Source organism: Dermacoccus barathri, from assembly GCF_015070805.1.
Lineage (GTDB): Bacteria > Actinomycetota > Actinomycetes > Actinomycetales > Dermatophilaceae > Dermacoccus > Dermacoccus abyssi.
Genome location: NZ_JADCTK010000008.1, coordinates 22,630 through 38,519, shown reverse-complemented (window position 1 = coordinate 38,519; position 15,890 = coordinate 22,630). Strand labels below are relative to the sequence as shown.

The following is a 15,890-nucleotide window of genomic DNA, read 5'->3' as shown; positions in this document are numbered from 1 at the left end:
GACGACGATGACCAAGCTCTTCAACGACCCCAGCACGTTCATGGAGGACGCGCTCGACGGGTTCGTCCTCGCCAATGCGCGGTACGTCGCGAAGGTCTCGGGCGGCGTCGTGCGCGCCCAGGAGACGAAGCCGGGCAAGGTTGCCGTCGTCGTCGGGGGAGGCTCGGGGCACTACCCGGCCTTCTGCGGCGTCGTCGGCCCCGGCTTCGCCGACGGAGCCGTCGTGGGCAACATCTTCACCTCGCCGTCGACGGACGACGCCTACCGCGTCGCGAAGGCCGCCGACGGCGGGGGTGGGGTGCTGTTCTCGACCGGCAACTACGCCGGTGACGTCATGAACTTCAACCTCGCCAAGGACAAGCTCGTGGCCGAGGGCATCGACACGCGCAACGTCTACGTCACCGACGACGTGGCCTCCGCTCCTGTCGAGGACGCCCACAAGCGCCGCGGCATCGCGGGCGACTTCGTCGTCTTCAAGGCGGCCTCGGCCGCCGCGGAGGCGGGGCTCAGCCTCGACGAGGTCGAGCGCATCGCCGTCCGGGCGAACGAGCGCACCCGCACCATGGGTGTCGGCCTGGCCGGGTGCACCATGCCCGGTGCCACCGAACCGCTGTTCACCGTGCCCGAGGGCATGATGGGCGTCGGTCTCGGCATTCACGGCGAGCCCGGCATCGCCGAGGAGAAGCTGCCCAGCGCGAGCGACCTGGCCGACCTGCTCGTCGACCGCGTCATCGCGGAGAAGCCGGACGACGCCGGCCCGAAGGTGGGCGCCATCCTCAACGGTCTCGGCGCGACGAAGTACGAGGAACTGTTCGTCGTGTGGGGCCGCGTGGCCCGACGTCTCGACGAGCTGGGTCTCGAGGTCGTCGATCCCGAGGTCGGTGAGCTCGTGACGAGCCTCGACATGGCAGGCATCTCGCTCACGCTTGTCTACCTCGACGACGAACTCGAGACGTACTGGCGCGCCGGTGCGGACACCCCGGCCTACAAGAAGGGTGGCCTCGAGGGCGCGTCGGACGCTCCGGCTCGCTCGGCGGAGGATCTCGCCGCCGTCTCGGAGGCCACGACGTTCGCCGAGGGCTCGCCCGCTTCGCAGAAGACCGCGACGCAGGTGCTCGGTGCCCTCGAGGTGATGGCAGCCACGATCGCCGACGCCGAGGCCGAGCTGGGTCGTATCGACGCGGTGGCCGGTGACGGCGACCACGGGCGCGGCATGGTCAAGGGCGTCAACGCGGCCGTCGAGGCTGCGCGCGGCGTCAGTGGTGACGGTGCCGGTGTCGAAACCCTCCTCGCTCGCGCCGGTGAGGCGTGGGCGGCGAAGGCCGGCGGCACGTCCGGCGTGCTGTGGGGCCAGGCGCTCAAGGCGTTCGGCGCCTCGCTCGGCGACACGCGTGAGAGCTACACCGACGGCGACACGGTCGAGGCGGTTCAGGCCTTCCTCGACACGCTGACGTCGCTCGGCAAGGCGAGCCTCGGGGACAAGACGATGGTCGACGCCCTCACCCCCTTCGTCGAGACCCTGCGCTCCGAGGTCGACCGCGGCGCTTCGCTCGCCGCGGCCTGGGCCAGCGCTGCCGAGGTGGCGACGAAGGCGGCCGACGAGACGGCCCAGCTACGACCCAAGGTCGGGCGCGCGCGCCCGCTCGCGAAGAAGAGCGTGGGCACGCCCGACGCGGGCGCCATCTCGTTCGCGATGTGCATGACGACGGTCGGCGAGTACCTCGCCGCAGGAAAGGACTGAACGATGAGTGACGGACTGCGACTGGTCGTCGGATGCGACTCCGCCGGCGTCGAGTACCGCGACCGGATCAAGGCCGACCTCGAGGCCGACCCGCGCGTCGCGTCGGTCGTTGACGTGGGCGTCCCGAGCGGCGACGAGACGGCCTATCCGCACGTTGCGGTGGACGCGGCCCGCAAGGTCGCAGCCGGCGAGGCCGACCGCGCGATTCTCATTTGCGGGACGGGTCTGGGCGTTGCGATCTCGGCGAATAAGGTGCCGGGCATTCGCGCGGTGACGGCGCACGACTCGTTCTCGGTGGAGCGTTCGGTGCTGAGCAACGATGCGCAGGTGTTGTGCATGGGTCAGCGCGTCATCGGTGTCGAGTTGGCTCGCCGCCTGGCGAAGGAGTGGATCGGGTACGAGTTCGATTCGTCGTCGGCGTCAGCCGAGAAGGTCGCGGCGATCGGCGAGTACGAGCAGAACTGACCCGCCCTAGTTACACCCAACCGCTCGAGGGCAGTTGCCCCAACTGCACGTACTCTCCAGTAACGCACCGTCGCACGGGACGTTACTGGAGAGTATGTGCAGTTCTGGGCTCGCGATCAGGCGGCAGCGGTCGTGGGCTCGCGGAACGTCATCGTGAAGGCCGCCGGGCGTGTGGTGTCGGTGCACAGTGCGTCGTACGGCGTGACAGGGGCGGGGGCGCTCTCGCGTGCTTCGGTCGTGACGGCCGACGTCTCGGCTGCGGTCGTGGTGGCGAGGCTGAACGGGTTGACGACGGTCATCTGGAAGTCCTTCGAAAGGGCCGGGCAGTCGCGGCGTCGCGAGTTCGCGGTACGCGTGGTTGCCCAGCGGTGATGTGAGGGGTGATCCGGGAGTCGCGCGGGGCGCGGAAAGGGGATCGTGAGCGGAGAAGTCGCCGGCGCTGAGTGCGTCATCGGCTGCTCGCTCTACTCCTGAGTCAACCACACGACGCGAGGTCGGCGTTAACCCAACGCCACGAAGAGGGAAGCGAGGCAGGTGTTACCCAGCGCCACGAGGTACACAGGATGGCGCTGCTGACGGCGGCGCACGTCGGGCGACTTTCGGCATCGCGTGCCGCATGGTCGTCGCGGTCGCACGGCACAGGTTCGATCGCACGAGGACACTGCTCAGCGAGTGCGTGCGTAAACGTACATGTCCTTCGGCTCGTCACCGACGCGCTGCCAGTTGCGCAGCAGCCCCTCACGCTCGAAGCCGCACGCTTCCGCTGCGCGCCACGAGCCCTCGTTCCAGGGCTCGACGAACAGGTCGAGCCGCGTGATCTCGTCGAAGGTCAGCGCCCATTCGCACAGGGCGGCAAGGGCTTCCGTGAGTAGTCCGCGACGACGATGCGCCGGCGCGAGCCAGTAGCCGAGCGTCGCCCGTCCGTCGTCGAGATGGCGCGTCCACAGCCCGATGTGCCCGCAGGCTTCGTCGGTGTCGGCCAGGGCGATGGCGAACGCGTAGCCGGAGCCTTCGTCCAAGCGTCCTTGCTGACGACGGACGAAGGCCTCGGCGTCGTCGAGCGTGCCCGACGTGGGCACGCTCGTGATGAGGGGGACGAGCGGGTCGTCCGCTACGGCCTGAACGACGGGCGCATCCTCGAGGCGCCACGCCCGCAGGCGCACGCGATCGCTCTCCAGGGTCGGGACATGGTCGGGCACCATGGCTGCCAGTCTGCCCCGGGCCGGTAGTCATCGACACCCGGATTTCGCGGTCGTTCAGACACACCGGTTCGCGAGACGATGGCGGCATGCCCAGTCGGTACGCAGAACTTGCCTTCGGCCCGCAGGCCCGCGCGCGGCAGGAGGCCGTCAACAGTCACATCGCGTACGAGAACGGCGGCGATCACGACGACGGGGAGCCGATGCGGCTCGCGTCCGAGCACCGCGGCCTCATCGCAAAGCAGCGCCACTTCTACCTCGCCACGGTGACGCCGAGCGGCTGGCCGTACCTCCAACACCGCGGCGGCCCACGCGGATTCGTTCACGTGCTCGACGACCACACGCTCGCTTTCGCCGACTTCGACGGCAACGAACAGTTCGTCAGTACCGGCAACATCGACGCAGGCGGCCGGGTGGCGATGTTCTTCGTCGACTACCCGACGCGCACCCGGCTCAAGGTGTTCGGGACGGCCCGCGTCATCGCCGCCGAGGAGGACCCCGACCTCCACGAGCGTTTGCTCGACGTGCCCGGCGGGCGCATCAAGAGCCCGAGTCGGCGCAGTATCGTCGTCGACGTCGAGGCGTTCGACATGAACTGCCGCAAGTACATCGTGCCGCGCTTCGAGCGCGAGGCCGTCGACCGCATGATCGCGCCCTACCGCGACGACCTCATCGCCGCGAACGCCCGCATCAAGGAGCTTGAGGCGCGCGTCGCGGAGCTCGAACGCGGCGCCTGACGGCCGTCCCTCTCAGGCTAGGTAACTTCTGTGGATCTGGCGGCGATGTATCGCGGCCAGATCCACAGAACTGCACCGGATGCGCGAGGGTCAGCCCCGCACGTACATCCGCGTCAGCTCGGCGAAGATCGCGCTGTTGAGGTCGAACGCGCGCTTCACCTCGGCGAGCACCCGCTCGGCCGCTTCGGGGGAGAGCCCCATCGCGTCGAGGCGCTCGCGGTAGCCGTCCTTGTAGGGCTTCGGCTTGCCGACGGCCGAGAAGTCGTAGAACGCCACGCCCTGGCCGTCGGTGAGGTCGAACGCCCGCGACAGGATGCGTCCGATCGCCTGGCCACCCGAGAGGTCGCCGAGGTATCGCGTGTAGTGGTGCGCGACGTAGAGGTCGCTGTCGTCACGCGTCGCCTCGATGGCTGCCACGTACGCCGCCACGGCGGGGCTTTCGATGGCCACCTTCTCGCCGCGCGCCCAGTAGGCGAGGTCGGCGTCGAGGGCGGGCAGGCGCATGAGCCGCTCGTCGACGACGGCGCGTCCCGCCGGCGTCGAGGCCAACTCGTCGCCCACCGTCTCGAGCGCGACGTAGACCTCACGCATCATCGCGAGGTAGTGCGTGTAGCCCTGCGGGCTCATGCGCCCGGCGAGCAGCTCCGTCATGAAGTCGGAGCCCTCCGCCTGCTCGTGCTCCTGGCGGGAGCCGGTGCGCCACCTCGGAGCCGACCACGCCGACGAGCGAGCCCACCGCTCCCACGTCCGAGCCCACGGCGCCCACCTCGGAGCCCACGGCCCCGACGAGCGAGCCGACTGCCCCGACGGCTGAGCCCACGCAGCCGACCGGCGAGCCGACGGCTCCCACGGCCGAGCCGACGTCCGGTGAGACCACGACCGGCCCGATGGTCCAGACCGACTACGAGGGTGGCTCGAACGCGACGACCTACGGCATCTTCGCTGCGCTCGGAGCTGCGCTCCTGGCCGGCGGTGCGGCCTTCGTGCGCACGCGCCGCTGATCGAAGGGCTTCTCCTCACGAGTCGTGCCTGACACCTGACCGTCTGGGCATGACCGACATTTGGCTACGTTCTGGTGATGTGGTTGCGATATGTCGCAGCCAGATCGCCGGACGTAGCCAGATGTGTTTGGGCTCGCAGGCCGTTGCTCGCGCGGCAAGAACGCTCGTTTTCTCGGTTCGCGGTGCTGCGCGGACGCTCGATGCGAGGCGCACGATGAAGCGGACGAAGGAGGTTCGCAAATGGGCGAGCGAGCGAACGACGGGGTGCTGGGTGGCACCCAAAGACCTGGCCGGAATGGTGCCGCCATGACGGGGCTGGAGGCCGACGTCAGGGAGGCCTACACCCGCTTCGGTGAGCGTGAGGCGCGCGGTAACTCGCCGTTCTACGAGGACGTGTGCGCTCTCATCGCTGCTGACGACGCCCTCCTCGAGCGGATCTCGACCCTGCCGCCGGCGAAGCGCCAGCCCAACCTCGTGCTCGGGGCGGCCCGCTTCCTCGGCGCCCCCGACGACGACGCCGGGGCGTTCGGCACGTGGCTGACGCAGCACTGGGGTGAGGTCGAAGCTGTCGCCCGGGAGCGCGCTACCCAGACGAACGAGGCGGGGCGATGTGCGATGTTGCTGCCGTTCGTCGCCGAGGCGGCACGTGGCCGTCCCGTCGCGCTGGTCGAGGTGGGGTGCTCGGCGGGACTGGCGCTCTTCCCTGACCTTTACTCCTACCGGTTTCGGACCTCTGGCGGCGAGATCGTCGTCGGGGACGGCTCGCCCGAACTCGTGACGACGGTGACGGGCGAAGGCGTTGAGCGCCGAGCACTCCCCGCCGACATTCCCCAGGTTGCCTGGCGCGGCGGGCTCGACCTCAACCCGCTCGACGTGCTCACCGATTCGGACGGCGCCCGCGACAACGCTCGCTGGCTGGAGGCGCTCGTCTGGCCCGGTCAGAGGGAGCGGGCCGACCGGCTACGCGGCTGCATCGCGACGGTCCAAGATCACCTCGCGACGCACCCCGACGACTGGCCCCACGTCATCCGGGGCGACGTCGTCGCCGACCTCGACGCTCTGCTCGCTGACGTGCCGAGCGACCTGCATCTCGTCCTTTTCCATTCCGCCGTGCTCGCCTACACCGACGAGACGACGCGAGCCGAGTTCACCCGTCGGATGGGTGAACTCGGCTCGCGAGCCGGTGGTTTCACGTGGATCAGTAACGAGGGCCCGGGCGTCATGCCAGGCATTGCGGTGACGGTGCCGGAGGGCGTTGAGGTGCCGGCGGGGCGCTTCGTTCTTGCGGTCGACGGGGTCGCCCGCGCCCTCGTCGGGCCGCACGGTCAGGCCATCGAGTCCCTCGCTGGGTGAGTGCCAGGTGACCGCCGCCGGCTCGGGACGACTCCAGTTCGTCCCGAGCCAGCGGACGGATCACCGGCCGGCGCCGCCCGTCAGTGCGCGTGGCCCTCGTGTGCTTCCTTGTGGGCCGGCGCCTCGGCGACACCGTCGACTACAGCCATCTCGACCGGAGTGTTCGCGAGCGAGATGCGCTTGGCGACCTTGCCGCTCTCGAGGTCGATGACAACGAGTTCCTTGTTCTCCGCGTCCGTGACGTAGGCCTTGTCGCCGGCGACCTTGATGGTCGGGCCGGGCTCCTGCCAGTCCTTCTTCTCCTTCCAGGGCTTGATCGCGTCGATGCGCTTGGTCACCTTGCCGGTCTCGACGTCGATGACGTTGACCTTGCCGTCGTACGTCAGCACGAGCCCCCCACCCTCCGGGCCGCGCGCGAGGGAGCGGAACCAGTACGACGAGCCCAGCTCGACCGTGGTGAGTGAACCGTTGCGCGAGTCGATGAGCGCCACCTTCGTCGGGTGCTCGGCCTCGGCGTTCTCGTCGTCGATCTTCTTCGTCTTGTGGTCGCCGAGCACGATGGGCGACTCGTGCGAGCCGGCCAGGTTGCCGTTGCGCACGTACCCGCTCACCTTCACCTTGTGGAAGTCGCCGTCGCGGTAGACGACGGGGCCGCTCTCGCAGCCGAACACGGCGGCGTCGTCGCCCTCGGAGTGCGGTGCCGCCTCGCCGTGGACCCCCTCGCAGTCGTCGGTGCGGGCGATCTCCTTGCCGTTCTTCGTCGCGACGATGCTCTTGCGCGCGTCCTTCGTGCCTTCGGTGTGCACCATCGTGCCGTCGGGCAGCGCGATGGCGACACCGTGGTGCGGGGCCTTCGTCTTCGCCGTGTGCGGTTCGACGGTCTTCGAGCCGACCTGGTCTGCGTCGAGCGTCTGGATCGTGCCCGCGCCGTCGGAGAACAGCGACACCTTGCCGGCGTGTGGCACGACGTGGCCGGCCTTCGGCGCGGCAAACGTCCGCTCGGCGAGGCCGGGCTCGTACGTGTAGTTGTGCGTGTGGTCGCCGTGCGGCTGGCTGCTGATGCCCATGTCGAAGACGCGGAAGACGTCGGCGTCGCTCACCATGACGTGCCGACCGTCCCCGGCGTTCGACAGGCGCAGGAAGCCAGGCTTCTTCGTCTCCTTGAGCGTCTTGCCGGTCTCGGCGTCGAGCAGCGTGAGGCCCTGGTCGTGCGAGAGGAGCACGCGCGGGTTGACGGTGGCGGCCTCCTTCTCGTTGCTGCCGACGGGCGCCGTCGCGGTGGTCGATGACGGCGTCGAGGTTTTCGACGACCCGGCGGACGAGGTCGAGTTGCCGCAGGCGGAGAGGGCGACGGCTGCGGTGGCTGTCAGGGCGAGTGCGCGCAGATACGTTGTGGTGTTCATGGATAGAACACTAACTCATAATGAAAACCGTTCTCACTATGGGGTGATGCCCCCTGGCCGCGGAGCGTCCGAGAAACGGGTTGGGCAGACTTCCCTGCGGTTGGGCAGTGTCTGTGACGACCCAACGGCAGGAAAGTCTGCCCCGTGAGGTGGTGGGCTCAGGCGGGGTCGACGCCGAGCGCCGTCCGCATCGCGCCGACCGCTTCGGCCATGCAGCGGCGCCCGAGATCCGTCGCGAGGATGTTGATGAACGGGTGCACGGCGTCGGTGTGGACCCGCAGGGTGGTCGCGACGCCGGCGCGCTCGAGCATCCGCGCGTAGGCGATGCCCTCGTCACGCAGCGGGTCGAACCCGGCCACCGCGACGTAGGCCGGGGGAAGGCCGGCGGCGACGAGCGCGTCGAGGTCAGTGGCGCGCAGCGGCGAGACGCGGGGGTCGGCGCGTAGCGAGTCGATGTCGACGTCGCTGCTTCCGCCGAGCATCGGGCTGCCGGTGAGGTAGGTGGCCTCGTACCAGTCCATGTTGGCGCGGGTGAGGAAGTAGCCGCTGGAGAAGCGTTCATAGCTGTCGGAGCGCGGCAGCGTGAGGTCTGTGACGGGCACGAAGAGCATCTGCAGGGCGGGCTTGGGGCCACCGTCGCGCGTCGTTTCCTGGGCGACGACGGCGGAGAGGTTGCCGCCCGCGGAGTCGCCCGCCACGGCGATGCGCTCCGGGTCGATGCCGAGGCGTTCGGCGTTGGCGTGGGCCCACCGGAAGGCGGCGACGGCGTCGTCGACCGCGGCGGGGAAGACGTGTTCGGGGGCGCGGCGGTAGTCGACGTTGAGGACGATGACCTCGCCGTCGGCGCACAGGGCGCGGGCCACGGCGTCGTGGGTCTGCGCTGATCCGAGCACCCAGCCGCCGCCGTGGAAGTAGACGACGCAGGGACGGGCTGTGCCGGGAGTGCGGGCGGCGTCGGCGTGCTTGCCCACGACGGTGACGGGGCTGGGGTTCGGGCGGTAGAGGAAAGCCGGGATGTCGCCGTCAGCGCTGCGCTGCGCCGTCGATCGTCACCTGTTCGACCGACGCCACGTCGGCGGGTTCGCCTGCGAACATCCAGGATTCGGCGGCAAGGGCGGTGCGGGCGTCGTCGACGGTGCGCTCGTCGAGTTCCTTGCCGCCGACGCGGCCGAGCACCTTGAGGCCGGTCGCGATGTCGGGGTCGAGGGCGCCGCCGTCGACGACGTGTGGGCGCCCTGCGGCGCGTTTGCGCGCCGACTTCGGGAGCGCGAGGAGCGCTTCGAAGGTGCGACGCTCGGCGCGTTCGGCTGCGGAGGGACGGTACGGGGTGGAGGGACGCTCGGCCATGGGTTTCACTGTGCCGGATAGCCTCGGTGCATGTCCTCGAATTCGCTGTTGATCCGGGTTGCCGCCGTCGTCTTTCGGGACGCCGAGGGGCGCGTCTTGACCGTCCGCAAGCGCGGCACGGAGCGGTTCATGCTGCCCGGCGGGAAGCCGGAGGCGGGCGAGGAGTTCATCGACACGGCGGCGCGCGAGGTGGACGAGGAGCTGGGGCTCGACGTCACACCGGACGACCTCGACGCCCTCGGCCGCTTCTCGTCCGACGCCGCCAATGAGCCGGGCCACGCACTGGAGTCGCACGTCTTCACCTACCGCGGCGTCCTGACGCAGGTGCCTGCCGTCGCGGCGGAGATCGACGAGCTGCGCTGGTTCACCGAGGCCGAACTGCGCACCCCGCCGCCCGGCGTCCTGCTGGCGCCAATGCTTCAGTTCAACGCCGTCCCGGCGATTTTCGACTGACCACCCAGAAGCCTCGGGAGATCGCGCAAGGTGCTGATGCGTGGCGACTCGAGATGGGTGTCATGGCGGTCGAGATGAAGCACCTGCAGGCCCACCTCTCGCGGAGCACGCACGTCGAGGTCGGGGTGATCGCCGACGTGGAGCGTGTGTGACGGCTCCACGCCCAGCGCGGCACAGACCCGGAGGTAGACCTCAGGCCGCGGCTTGGCGACGCCAAGACCTTCGGCGGTGAAGACGCGCTCCACGTAACCGTCGAGGCCCGTGCGTCGCAGCTTCTCCGTCTGCTGCAGTTCCGTGCCGTTGGTCAGGACGGCGAGGCGGAGGCCGTGGGCGGCAAGGGTGTCGAGGCAGGGCATGGCGTCGTCGAAGGCGCGCCATCCGCGCTCGTAGGCGTGGAGGAAGTCCTCGAAGATCCGATCCAACTCGGCGTCGTCGGGGACGGAGCGTCCGATGAGGGGAAGCACGTCGCGCAGTCGCCGACGGCGTTGCTCGGCGAAACTGATCTCGCCGGAGCGCCATGAGGCGAAGTGCCGCTCCTCGGTGGCGAACCAACTGCTGACGAGCGGGGGTACCGCGTCGGGGGCTACTCCGATACGGGGGAGCCAGTCGTGCAGCGCACGAACGACGGCGCCCTCGTGGTCGACGAGAGTGCCGTCGAGGTCGAAAACGACGACGCCGGCGCGCACACCGCGACAGTAGCGGGTGGCACCGACGTCGTCAGGGTTCGCAGCGCGGAGTCAGGCCTAGGCCTTGACCGCGTCGAGGATGGCCTTGTTGAACGCGGGCAGGTCGTCGGGGTTGCGGCTCGTGATGAGGTTGCCGTCGACGACGACCGTCTCGTCGACCCACTCGCCGCCGGCGTTGCGGATGTCGGTCTGCAAGCTCGGGAACGACGCGAGGCGCTTGCCGCGCACGACGTCGGCCTCGACGAGCACCCACGGTGCGTGACAGATCGCGGCGACCGGCTTGCCCGACGCCACGAAGTTCTTGACGAAGGTGACGGCGTCCTCGTCGAGGCGCAGCGCGTCAGGGTTGGCGACGCCGCCGGGCAGCACGAGCGCGGCGTAGTCGTCGACGTTCGCCTTCGACACCTCGACGTCGACCTTCTGCGTGTCAGCCTTGTCGAGGTGGTTGAACAGCTGCACCTCGCCGCTCTCGGGAGAGAGCAGTTCGGCGGTGAAACCGGTGTCGGTGACGGCCTTCCAGGGCTCGGTCAGCTCGACCTTTTCGATGCCTTCGGATGCGGTGAGAAAAGCGATCTTTGCCATGTCTCCAACGTAATTGGACAGTGCGGGGCACTCCAACGCCCGCACGGGTGGGGTTGCGGGCGGCCGCGGTCGTGCGGGGCGAATCGCTCTGCATCGCGGGCGGGCGGCGCACAATGGCACGGTGAATGCAGACGGTGACGAGACCCCCGAGGCGGCTTATCGCCTCCTTCACGAGCGCGCCGTCGGGCAGTCGCCGACGCCGGGGGAGCGTTCGCTGTCGGCCGCGCAGTACGACTCGGCTCGGGCCGACTACCTCGCAGGGAAGCGCATCGTCGCGAAACCGGGGGTTGCGATCTGGCCGCCGACATCGCAGACCCTCATGAAGCGCCTGGGCAACGGCTCGTGGAGTACGGCCATGACGAGCCTCGGCCTCACGACGAACTCGGGCCGAACCCGTGGAACCGGCTCGTTCAGCGACGACGACTACCGTTCCGCTGTCGCCGAATTCCTTGACGCTGCAGCGGATGGCGACAACCGATCCGTGACGTCGGACTCGTTCGCGCAGTACATCGTGTGGGCGAAGGCGCGCTCGTCCGAAAGTGCGAAACGCCCGAGCGGCGCGGCCGTCCGTCAGCATTTCGGGAGCTGGGAGGCTGCGAAAACAGCAGCGCAGGCCTGAGTCGTAAGCGTCCGTCATCCTCCTGCGGATGCCACCGTCGCGAGCACGCCCGGGCCGTAGCGGTCGAGCTTTGCGGCTCCCACGCCGCTGAGCCGTCCGAGTTCGTCGATCGTCGTCGGAGCCGCTGTCGCGATCCCCCGCAGCGTGGCGTCGTGGAACACCACGTACGCGGGCACGCCCTGCTCCTTCGCCGTGGCGGCGCGCCACGCGCGCAGTTGCTCGAACAGTTCCGCCTCGGGGCCCGTCAGATCGGCTGCGGCCTTGGCGCTCTTGCCACCACCGGAGCTCGATCGCGTCTTGCGTCGCTCCGGCTCCGTGCGCATCGCGACCTGACGCTCCCCGCGCAGCACCGTGCCCGACGCCTCCGTCAGCCCGAGCATCCCGTAGTCGCCCTCGACGTCGAGCAGACCCGCCGCCAGCAGTTGCCGGACGACGCCGCGCCACCCACGCTCGTCGAGTTCGGTGCCGATGCCGAACGTCGTGAGGTCGGTGTGGCCGAGCTTCACCACACGCTCTGTCTCGCGCCCGAGCAGGATGTCGATGAGATGGCCTGAGCCGTAACGCTGCCCGCGTCGGTCGAGCCTGACGACCGTCGACAGCAGCTTCTGTGCCGGAATAGTGCCGTCCCACGTCTTCGGCGGTTCGAGGCAGGTGTCGCAGTTGCCACACGGGCCGGTGTCCGGCTGCCCGAAGTAGGCGAGCAACTGCTCGCGTCGGCAGGTGACGGTCTCGCAGAGCGCCAGCATTGCGTCGAGGTGGCGCCCCAGGTTGCGCTGGTGCGCGGCGTCGCCGTCACTCGCCGCGATCATTTTGCGCTGCTGAACGACATCGGCGAGCCCGTACGTGAGCCACGCCGTCGACGGCTGGCCGTCACGACCCGCGCGCCCCGTCTCCTGGTAGTAGCCCTCCACCGACTTCGGCAGGTCGAGGTGGGCCACGAACCGCACGTCGGGCTTGTCGATCCCCATGCCGAAGGCGATCGTCGCCACCATGACGAGGCCGTCCTCGCGCAGGAAGCGCGACTGATTAGCTGCACGTACCTGACGGTCGAGGCCCGCGTGGTACGGCAGGGCCGGGATGCCCTTGCCCTCGAGGAACGCCGCCGTTTTCTCTACCGACGCCCGCGAGAGGCAGTAAACGATGCCGGAATCTCCCGCGTGCTCGGCCCGCAGGAATGCGAGGAGCTGCTGCTGCGGCGAGTCCTTCGCGACGATCCGGTAGGTGATGTTCGGCCGGTCGAAGTCGGCAACGAAGTGCCGTGCGCTCTCGAGCTCGAGGCGGGTCGCGATCTCGCGGCGCGTGGCGTCGGTGGCCGTGGCGGTGAGAGCGACGCGCGGCACGCCGGGCCAGCGCTCGTGCAGCATCGACAGCCGCAGGTAATCGGGCCGGAAGTCGTGGCCCCACTGCGACACGCAGTGCGCCTCGTCGATGGCGAACAGGGCGATGCGCGCGTTGTCGAGCAGCCGCTGCGTCTCGGGCACGAGGAGTCGCTCGGGCGCGAGATAGAGCAGGTCGAGCTCGCCCGCGAGGAGGGCCTGCTCGGTGGCCGCCCGCTCGTTGGGCAGCTGCGTCGAGTTGAGGAAGCCGGCGCGCACGCCGAGGGCCGAGAGGGCGTCCACCTGGTCGGCCATGAGCGCGATGAGCGGCGAGATGACGACGCCCGTCCCCTCCCGCACGAGCGAAGGCACCTGGTAGCACAGCGATTTGCCGCCACCGGTCGGCATGAGAACGAGAGCGTCGCGCCCGGCGATGAGCTCGTCGACGACGGCCGCCTGATCACCGCGGAAGTCGTCGTACCCCCACACGCGTTGCAGCACCTCGCGGGCAGCGCTTGGTGCAGCAGGAGGGGTGTTCGCGGCAGGCATGGCGTCGGGCTCGCTCTGGTGGGACATCGCGGCCAGCCTACGGGGGAGCCCCTCGGCGCGCTGACGCCCGGACGACGCGGATTTCGGTCGCTGCGCGCGCCCCGCGCCCGCACTGCCCCGTCATAGGGTCGAAACAACGAGGAAGGAGCGCTCACATGGCAGACGTCACGCAGATCGGGCACTGGATCAACGGAGCACGGGTCGCAGGGAAATCGGGTCGCGAGGGCGACGTTTTCAACCCCGCCACCGGCCAGGTCACCGGACGGGTGGCGCTCGCGTCGCCCGGCGAACTCGACACGGCCGTCGCGGCCGCCCGCGCCGCGCTGCCCGGCTGGCGCGACACGGGCCTGACGAAGCGCACCGCCGTCATGTTCAAGCTCCGCGAGATCATCACCGCGCGCAGCGACGAACTCGCCCGCATCATCACGAGTGAGCACGGCAAGGTCGTCTCCGACGCCGCCGGCGAGGTGACGCGCGGCCTCGAGAACGTCGAGTTCTGCGCCGGCCTCATGCACCACCTCAAGGGCGACTACTCCGAGCAGATCTCGACCGGCGTCGACGTTCACTCCGTGCGCCAGCCCGTCGGCGTCGTCGCGTGCATCACGCCCTTCAACTTCCCCGCCATGGTGCCGCTGTGGATGGTGACGACGGCGATAGCCGCCGGCAACACCGTCATCCTCAAGCCGAGCGAGCGCGACCCCTCAGCGGCCCTCTGGCTAGCCGAGGCGTTCAGCGAAGCCGGTCTTCCCGACGGCGTGTTCAACGTCGTCAACGGTGACAAGGAAGCCGTCGACGGCATCCTCGACCACGACGACGTCGCGGCCGTCTCCTTCGTCGGCTCCACCCCCATCGCCCAGTACATCTACGAGCGAGCAGCGGGCAAGGGCAAGCGGGTTCAGGCACTCGGCGGCGCGAAGAACCACATGGTCGTCATGCCCGACGCCGAACTCGACGGCGCCGCTGACGCCGCCGTCTCCGCCGCGTACGGCTCCGCGGGCGAGCGCTGCATGGCGGTCTCCGTCCTCGTCGCCGTCGGCGAGGTGGCCGACCCGCTCGTCGAGAAGATCGCCGAGCGCATGAAGAAGCTCACCATCGGCGACGGCACCGACGAAGCCTCGGAAATGGGCCCCTCATCACCGCCGAGGCGCGTGACCGCGTCGCCTCCTACGTCGAGGGCGCCGCCGGTGAGGGGGCCACGGTCGTCGTCGACGGCCGCGAGAAGACCTTCGACGGCGACGGCTTCTTCATCGGCACGAGCCTCGTCGACAACGTGCGGCCCGGGATCAAGGTCTACGACGAGGAGATCTTCGGGCCCGTGCTGTCGGTCGTGCGCGTCGACACCTTCGAGGAGGCCGTGAAGCTCGTCAACGACAACCAGTTCGCCAACGGCGTCGCCATCTTCACGCGTGACGGCAAGAGCGCGCGTGAGTTCGAGTACGCCATCGAGGTGGGCATGGTGGGCGTCAACGTGCCCATCCCCGTGCCGGTCGGCTCGTTCAGCTTCGGCGGCTGGAAGAAGTCGCTCTTCGGCGACACACACATGTACGGCCCCGAGGCGTTCAACTTCTACACGCGCCGCAAGGTCGTCACGTCGCGCTGGCCGGAGCCGACCGAGAGCCAGGTCGACCTGGGCTTCCCGACGCACTGAGTGAGCACTGTCGTCGCACGGGTGGCACGTCCGCTCGTGCGACGACGTGTGTCCAGGGCGTCGTCTCTCAACCGATGACGATGCCCTGCGCCACTGCGACGGCCAGCGCCCCGTCGACGTCCATCCGTGTGCTGGCGAAGCGGGCCCCTGCGAGGTTGACGCTGTCGACCCTCGCGCCGCGCAGGTCCGCCTCGCGCAGGTCGCTGCCGCGCAGCGTCGCGCCGGTGAGGTCGGCGTCGTCGAAGACGACGCGCTTGAGTGACGACTCGCTGAGATCGGCCTCGGCCAAGCGCACGTCCGACAGGTCGAGCCCGTCGAGCTTCGCCTGGCGCATCGTCACCATCGGCCACTGCCCACCGCGGACGACGGCGTGGGTCCACGAGCAGTCGGCGAACGTCGAACCCGAGAGCTTGCACCCGGCGAGCGTCGCCATGAAGAACCCGCAGTCGCTCAACGTGCACCCGGTGAACGCGACCTGCTCGAGCTGCGCGTCGTTGAACCGACAGTTGAAGAACGCGCACCCTTCGAACACCGTGGCGGCCATCGTCTTCTCCGTGAAGTCGCAGCCGTTGAAGCGGCAGGAGATGAAGCGTCGGCCGTCGAGATCGGTGTCGTAGAAGTCCACTTCGACGAAGCGTTCGTTCTCGGTGAGCGAGGAGTCGACCATGCGAAACATTGTTTCGTCTTTGGGTATGAGCGTGACGGGGGAGTCACTCTCGTACTCAAAGATCGTCGAGCGCCGTCGCGGGTCCACCCTAAGGATGACGCCGTGTCCACCCTGAGGATGAATT

Annotated in this window: 17 protein-coding genes and 1 pseudogene; 8 read left to right on the top strand and 10 right to left on the bottom strand. The window is 69.3% G+C overall.

Annotated elements, in window-relative coordinates; all coding sequences use genetic code 11:
* The first annotated feature begins 7 nt into the window (after positions 1-7).
* Both IM689_RS13535 and IM689_RS13530 read left to right on the top strand, forming a co-directional pair.
* A complete protein-coding gene (locus tag IM689_RS13535; RefSeq protein ID WP_193644396.1) occupies positions 8-1,741 on the top strand; it encodes a dihydroxyacetone kinase family protein in 1,734 nt (577 codons plus the stop codon).
* 3 nt (positions 1,742-1,744) lie between these two features.
* Entirely contained in the window at positions 1,745-2,206 is a 462-nt protein-coding gene (locus tag IM689_RS13530) for a ribose-5-phosphate isomerase (protein WP_193644395.1), read from the top strand.
* A 116-nt stretch (positions 2,207-2,322) separates the two neighbouring features.
* Here the strand turns inward: IM689_RS13530 and IM689_RS13525 are convergent, their stop codons facing one another.
* Positions 2,323-2,505 (bottom strand): hypothetical protein, encoded by a 183-nt coding sequence (locus IM689_RS13525; protein WP_193644394.1) that lies wholly within the window; start codon positions 2,503-2,505, stop codon positions 2,323-2,325.
* A gap of 366 nt (positions 2,506-2,871) precedes the next feature.
* Positions 2,872-3,408: a GNAT family N-acetyltransferase gene (locus IM689_RS13520; protein ID WP_193644393.1), complete on the bottom strand. Its 537-nt coding sequence runs from the start codon at positions 3,406-3,408 to the stop codon at positions 2,872-2,874.
* Positions 3,409-3,494: 86 nt separating this feature from the next.
* Between IM689_RS13520 and IM689_RS13515 the strand changes: the two genes are divergently transcribed.
* Positions 3,495-4,142: a pyridoxamine 5'-phosphate oxidase family protein gene (locus tag IM689_RS13515; protein ID WP_227484868.1), complete on the top strand. Its 648-nt coding sequence runs from the start codon at positions 3,495-3,497 to the stop codon at positions 4,140-4,142.
* A 90-nt stretch (positions 4,143-4,232) separates the two neighbouring features.
* Here IM689_RS13515 and IM689_RS14810 read toward each other — a convergent pair whose 3' ends face one another.
* On the bottom strand, positions 4,233-4,793 hold the full coding sequence (locus IM689_RS14810; protein WP_264674293.1) for a biliverdin-producing heme oxygenase: 561 nt from the start codon (positions 4,791-4,793) through the stop codon (positions 4,233-4,235).
* On the opposite strand from IM689_RS14810, the gene IM689_RS14805 reads away from it, so the two are divergent.
* Entirely contained in the window at positions 4,792-4,956 is a 165-nt protein-coding gene (locus tag IM689_RS14805) for a hypothetical protein (protein ID WP_227484867.1), read from the top strand. The two genes, IM689_RS14810 and IM689_RS14805, sit on opposite strands and share 2 nt — an antisense overlap.
* Positions 4,957-5,449: 493 nt before the next feature.
* A complete protein-coding gene (locus tag IM689_RS13505) occupies positions 5,450-6,496 on the top strand; it encodes a DUF2332 domain-containing protein (RefSeq protein ID WP_193644392.1) in 1,047 nt (348 codons plus the stop codon).
* 80 nt (positions 6,497-6,576) lie between these two features.
* On the opposite strand, the gene IM689_RS13500 is transcribed toward IM689_RS13505, so the two are convergent.
* The 3 genes from IM689_RS13500 to IM689_RS13490 all read right to left on the bottom strand — a co-directional run bounded on the left by IM689_RS13500 (position 6,577) and on the right by IM689_RS13490 (position 9,246).
* Entirely contained in the window at positions 6,577-7,899 is a 1,323-nt protein-coding gene (locus tag IM689_RS13500; RefSeq protein ID WP_193644391.1) for a YncE family protein, read from the bottom strand.
* Positions 7,900-8,057: 158 nt separating this feature from the next.
* Positions 8,058-8,870: an alpha/beta hydrolase gene (locus IM689_RS13495; protein ID WP_319803897.1), complete on the bottom strand. Its 813-nt coding sequence runs from the start codon at positions 8,868-8,870 to the stop codon at positions 8,058-8,060.
* Between the two features lie 52 nt (positions 8,871-8,922).
* Positions 8,923-9,246: a hypothetical protein gene (locus tag IM689_RS13490; RefSeq protein WP_193644390.1), complete on the bottom strand. Its 324-nt coding sequence runs from the start codon at positions 9,244-9,246 to the stop codon at positions 8,923-8,925.
* Positions 9,247-9,276: 30 nt separating this feature from the next.
* Between IM689_RS13490 and IM689_RS13485 the strand changes: the two genes are divergently transcribed.
* Positions 9,277-9,699 carry an NUDIX hydrolase gene (locus tag IM689_RS13485; protein WP_129666356.1) on the top strand — a complete coding sequence of 141 codons (423 nt, stop codon included), beginning with the start codon at positions 9,277-9,279 and terminating at the stop codon, positions 9,697-9,699.
* On the opposite strand, the gene IM689_RS13480 is transcribed toward IM689_RS13485, so the two are convergent.
* Together IM689_RS13480 and IM689_RS13475 are read right to left on the bottom strand one after the other, a co-directional pair.
* A complete protein-coding gene (locus IM689_RS13480) occupies positions 9,666-10,385 on the bottom strand; it encodes an HAD family hydrolase (protein ID WP_193644389.1) in 720 nt (239 codons plus the stop codon). The genes IM689_RS13485 and IM689_RS13480 overlap by 34 nt on opposite strands.
* A gap of 57 nt (positions 10,386-10,442) precedes the next feature.
* A complete protein-coding gene (locus IM689_RS13475; protein ID WP_193644388.1) occupies positions 10,443-10,967 on the bottom strand; it encodes a type 1 glutamine amidotransferase domain-containing protein in 525 nt (174 codons plus the stop codon).
* Between the two features lie 121 nt (positions 10,968-11,088).
* On the opposite strand from IM689_RS13475, the gene IM689_RS13470 reads away from it, so the two are divergent.
* Positions 11,089-11,586 (top strand): hypothetical protein, encoded by a 498-nt coding sequence (locus tag IM689_RS13470; protein WP_193644387.1) that lies wholly within the window; start codon positions 11,089-11,091, stop codon positions 11,584-11,586.
* A gap of 14 nt (positions 11,587-11,600) precedes the next feature.
* Here the strand turns inward: IM689_RS13470 and recQ are convergent, their stop codons facing one another.
* Positions 11,601-13,478: a DNA helicase RecQ gene (gene recQ, locus IM689_RS13465; protein WP_406565503.1), complete on the bottom strand. Its 1,878-nt coding sequence runs from the start codon at positions 13,476-13,478 to the stop codon at positions 11,601-11,603.
* Between the two features lie 128 nt (positions 13,479-13,606).
* Between recQ and IM689_RS13460 the strand changes: the two are divergent.
* Positions 13,607-15,099, top strand: a pseudogene (locus IM689_RS13460) (CoA-acylating methylmalonate-semialdehyde dehydrogenase).
* Between the two features lie 67 nt (positions 15,100-15,166).
* On the opposite strand, the gene IM689_RS13455 reads toward IM689_RS13460, so the two are convergent.
* The gene (locus tag IM689_RS13455; RefSeq protein ID WP_193644386.1) at positions 15,167-15,766 is read right to left on the bottom strand and encodes a pentapeptide repeat-containing protein; all 600 of its coding nucleotides are present in this window, start codon (positions 15,764-15,766) and stop codon (positions 15,167-15,169) included.
* Between the last annotated feature and the right edge of the window lie 124 nt (positions 15,767-15,890).

Excerpts from the sequence above, each read along its gene's own strand:
- IM689_RS13535 (WP_193644396.1), top strand. The coding sequence starts at position 8 with ATGACCAAGCTCTTCAACGACCCCAGCACGTTCATGGAGGACGCGCTC.
- IM689_RS13530 (WP_193644395.1), top strand. The coding sequence starts at position 1,745 with ATGAGTGACGGACTGCGACTGGTCGTCGGATGCGACTCCGCCGGCGTC.
- IM689_RS13525 (WP_193644394.1), bottom strand. The coding sequence starts at position 2,505 with ATGACCGTCGTCAACCCGTTCAGCCTCGCCACCACGACCGCAGCCGAG.
- IM689_RS13520 (WP_193644393.1), bottom strand. The coding sequence starts at position 3,408 with ATGGTGCCCGACCATGTCCCGACCCTGGAGAGCGATCGCGTGCGCCTG.
- IM689_RS13515 (WP_227484868.1), top strand. The coding sequence starts at position 3,495 with ATGCCCAGTCGGTACGCAGAACTTGCCTTCGGCCCGCAGGCCCGCGCG.
- IM689_RS14805 (WP_227484867.1), top strand. The coding sequence starts at position 4,792 with ATGAAGTCGGAGCCCTCCGCCTGCTCGTGCTCCTGGCGGGAGCCGGTG.
- IM689_RS14810 (WP_264674293.1), bottom strand. The coding sequence starts at position 4,793 with ATGACGGAGCTGCTCGCCGGGCGCATGAGCCCGCAGGGCTACACGCAC.
- IM689_RS13505 (WP_193644392.1), top strand. The coding sequence starts at position 5,450 with ATGACGGGGCTGGAGGCCGACGTCAGGGAGGCCTACACCCGCTTCGGT.
- IM689_RS13500 (WP_193644391.1), bottom strand. The coding sequence starts at position 7,899 with ATGAACACCACAACGTATCTGCGCGCACTCGCCCTGACAGCCACCGCA.
- IM689_RS13490 (WP_193644390.1), bottom strand. The coding sequence starts at position 9,246 with ATGGCCGAGCGTCCCTCCACCCCGTACCGTCCCTCCGCAGCCGAACGC.
- IM689_RS13485 (WP_129666356.1), top strand. The coding sequence starts at position 9,277 with ATGTCCTCGAATTCGCTGTTGATCCGGGTTGCCGCCGTCGTCTTTCGG.
- IM689_RS13475 (WP_193644388.1), bottom strand. The coding sequence starts at position 10,967 with ATGGCAAAGATCGCTTTTCTCACCGCATCCGAAGGCATCGAAAAGGTC.
- recQ (WP_406565503.1), bottom strand. The coding sequence starts at position 13,478 with ATGTCCCACCAGAGCGAGCCCGACGCCATGCCTGCCGCGAACACCCCT.
- IM689_RS13455 (WP_193644386.1), bottom strand. The coding sequence starts at position 15,766 with ATGGTCGACTCCTCGCTCACCGAGAACGAACGCTTCGTCGAAGTGGAC.